This window comes from Mesorhizobium sp. M1A.F.Ca.IN.020.06.1.1 (assembly GCF_004023265.1).
Taxonomy (GTDB): Bacteria; Pseudomonadota; Alphaproteobacteria; order Rhizobiales; family Rhizobiaceae; genus Mesorhizobium.
This window is the reverse complement of record NZ_RZSR01000693.1, coordinates 1-3,303: the sequence shown is the minus strand read 5'-3', so window position 1 is coordinate 3,303 and position 3,303 is coordinate 1. Positions and strand designations below refer to the sequence as shown.

Annotated in this window: 3 protein-coding genes; 1 reads left to right on the top strand and 2 read right to left on the bottom strand. The window is 59.2% G+C overall.

The window, feature by feature from the left end; all coding sequences use genetic code 11:
• Nucleotides 1-9 precede the first annotated feature (9 nt).
• The gene (locus EOA60_RS25160; RefSeq protein WP_128312077.1) at nucleotides 10-702 is read right to left on the bottom strand and encodes an ABC transporter transmembrane domain-containing protein; all 693 of its coding nucleotides are present in this window, start codon (nucleotides 700-702) and stop codon (nucleotides 10-12) included.
• A gap of 564 nt (nucleotides 703-1,266) precedes the next feature.
• Nucleotides 1,267-2,649 (bottom strand): calcium-binding protein, encoded by a 1,383-nt coding sequence (locus EOA60_RS25155; protein ID WP_095823789.1) that lies wholly within the window; start codon nucleotides 2,647-2,649, stop codon nucleotides 1,267-1,269.
• A 268-nt stretch (nucleotides 2,650-2,917) separates the two neighbouring features.
• On the opposite strand from EOA60_RS25155, the gene EOA60_RS39755 reads away from it, so the two are divergent.
• Nucleotides 2,918-3,040: a hypothetical protein gene (locus tag EOA60_RS39755; protein ID WP_281060773.1), complete on the top strand. Its 123-nt coding sequence runs from the start codon at nucleotides 2,918-2,920 to the stop codon at nucleotides 3,038-3,040.
• Nucleotides 3,041-3,303 lie beyond the last annotated feature (263 nt).

Here is a 3,303-nt window from a genome sequence, read left to right as displayed (position 1 = left end):
TACCCCGCCCTAAAACGCATTGATGCGTGCGAGCCCATCCGAGGCGTGTAGAGAGCCGGAAAAACGGGTGCCCCAGAATTCTATCGCGTTGGACACCATGCCAAGTGCGCGAACGGTTTCGAAGTTTCGGGCGAAAGCCTGCGCCGAATTCATCGAGGCGTTGAGACTCTCCGCCGCCTCCTTGCCAGGTCGCGAGCTCGCGACCTGGTTCAGCATGGCGATGGCGACCATGAGAACCGCCCCGACGACCGTCACGAGGAAGAGCAGCGGATGGATGAAATAGAGCAGGCCTACGAAGATCGGCCCGAAAGGAAGGTCGAAGAGAAAGAAAATCGTTCTCGAAGCGATGAAGCCTCGCACGGTGGCCAAGTCGCGCAAGGCTTGAACATCGCCGAGGCCAGCGCGAGGGCCACTCATTGCAGCGAGAAAAGACGATGTGCCCAAAGAGACATCCAGTCGCGCCGCGAGCCGGCTTGCGTATACACCCCGCACGACTTCGAGCACGCCGAAGAGCAAGAGCGTCGAAAGCGCAAGCAATGTTAGGTAGGTGAGCGTGTCCAAATTGGCGGCGGGCAACACCCGATCATAGACCTGCAGCATGTAGAGAGGCAGAACTAGCACCAGGGTGTTCATCACCGCGGAGAACAGGCCCATTTCGACCACGCTCTTCGACAGCACCCTTCTATTCGTGTAACTGGGCATCCCCGAAATCGTCTCTTTTGGTTAAGGATCATTTTAGACAATGTTTATATATCATGCCAAGCAGCCGCGCTATCGCTTGCGACCTTTTGACAGCCTAGCCTCACTTTCACCGGAAGTTATCCACCGGGCATCCAGTTCGGCTGGGACGCCAGGAACCACCAATCCAGGATGGCGCTAAGCGTCTGATTCTCAAGCAGAGAATTGAATCGTCCAAACCTCGAAATTGCCCTAGTCAGCCAATCGTTTGCTGGCAGTGAAAATGACGTCTGCGAACGAGGCGGCGTGAAACTCTGGTTGCTACATGTTTTCCAATAATAGCGCCGCCGCCGCAGCAAGCTGGCCGCCGATAATGGTGTCGCCGCCATCGGCCCGATCGGTTTGGAATTGGTGATGGCAGCGCCGACCGCAAAGGCCGGCGCATGCGCATCCGCGGCGATCAATGCGGCCGACGTTTATGGCAACTTGATCGGCGTCCGCCGCCTTTCTGATCGGTGACCGTCGGAACCAGGCACGGCGGGGGGCGCGCCCGCCCCTCGCCATGCCATGGTCCGATCGCATGAACGATCAAACGACGAATACGTCGTGATAGGTCAGTGCCGCTCCGGGCTCCAGGTGGGCGATTTCCACCTGCGGGGCCGATCTCGAGCCGTCGGGATCATAGGACAAGACGCCCGTGGCCCGGTTGTAGAGCAGGTGATCGTTGCTATGGGTGGCGTGTTCTCGCAACTCAAAATACGACGAGTTCACCTGCGTCGGGCTGGACGAGGAACCGGCGCCGAGTTGGGTGAAGACGGCGTTGTCGAGATAGAGCGCGTCATTTACCGCGTCGAAGTCGGTCAGCGTGTCGACATTGCCGGCGCCATAGGCGGTGTCAAACACAAAGGTGTCGTGGCCCGCGCCGCCGGTCAGCACGTCGTTGCCACCCTTGCCCCGCAATGTGTCGTTGCCAGCCAGGCCATCAAAGGTATCGGCCGCGGCAGTGCCGACAAATGTATCGTTCCCGGTCGTTCCGTGGGTCGGGTCCGTCGGCAGGGTCGGAGATGAGGGTAGCGGGTCGGTCGGCACGGTCGGAGATGACGGCAGCGGGTCCGTCCCGTCATGGGCTGCATGCCAGGCCGCCTTGGCGTTGGCCCAGTAATCGCGGGCCGCTTGGCCTTGAAGGACCGTCCAGCCGGCGGGCGGCATTGGATAATCCGCCGGCAGTGGCGTGTCGGAGAGGTTGAGATAGTAATTGCCGTGCGACTCGACCGTCTTGTCCCAGGCCCGCTGCACCCGCTCCAAGCCGTTGTGGTCAACGTCGGTGATCGCCACCACGCAGTCGATGAAGCGCAAGCTAGGAACGATATCGTCAGCGCCTGTGCCCTTGTCCAGTTTGAACGGCGAACCGTGCGTCATCTCGCCTTTGCGAAGATACTCTCCCATGCCTAGAAGCATGCCATCCATGGTGACCGTGTTGTCAGACCCATCGACGTCACCGTCGCCAAGGCTCACTCCGGAAAACACGTGGTCGAACAGCGAATCCCGGATGGTGCCGCCGATGACGTCGTCGTCCTCGACCGCGTCGTCTCGTGAGTAGCCGACATAGGTATCCTCGATGAGGAAGGTGCCAGTGCCGCCGACACGGATGCCATCCCAGGGCTTGGTGATCGTCCAGTCGTCGATGACAAAGTTGTGGGCTGAATTCACGCGGACTGCGGCGGAGTTGACGTAAACGTCCTCCCAGGCGCCGGTTTGGGAGACCGTGCCGTTGATCGTGCCGCCCGACGCCACGAGGTTGTCGCCGGGGTTGACGACCGCGAAGGGATAGAGGTTGGTGGAGCTTCCCTGATTGGCGACAATCCACGAGGCTTTGCTGGCATCGATAGTGGTGTCGGCGGGGAGACCGGATGCTTTATATTGGCGGTAGCCGTAGTCACCGCTCAAGACAATGGTATTCGTATCGGCCATTCTTGGCGACCTTTCACACCCCCACCCTTTCTGCCCAACATGCCTGAAGCCCGAATGGCTCGCGGCCAAAAGAGCCCAGGTTAGCGGTATGGAGCAAATCACAAAATTTAAAAAAAGTGTCTCAAAATGTAACAATATATCTCTCGCGAGAATTGGGTGGCGCGGCGATTTCAGCGCGGATTCGCTTCAGTGGTCTCAACGCGGCTTTCGATCCCTTGCCACCTCCAAAACCCACCGGCCTCGCAGGAGCAGTCCATGAGCGGAGACGATGCGCACGATCCATCGTTGCACAATCATCGAAATCCGGACGATTGGCGAGACGATCAAATTCGTTCGTGAGTTATGGGGCAAGAACGCACGCCGGGATGTCGAACGCCCGGCAATGAACTGACCGATATTTGCGTCAGCTCGACATCACGATCTCTCAATATGAGGCGGAAGTCCGTGCTCTGGTCGCGGCGAGCGGTGGGGCAGGTCCCTCGACAATATCGGCCTGACCTCCTATATGCTTCGCGCAAAAGCACGGAGAAAGGGTGTGTCCCGAGAGCGTGACGTGCTTATGTGGCGCGAAGCCGGGAAACTTGCGTTATCTGGCGACTATGAAGGATGGCTTGCCATCGAATGGGAGCTTCGTAGCAGAGGATTCTCACGCGC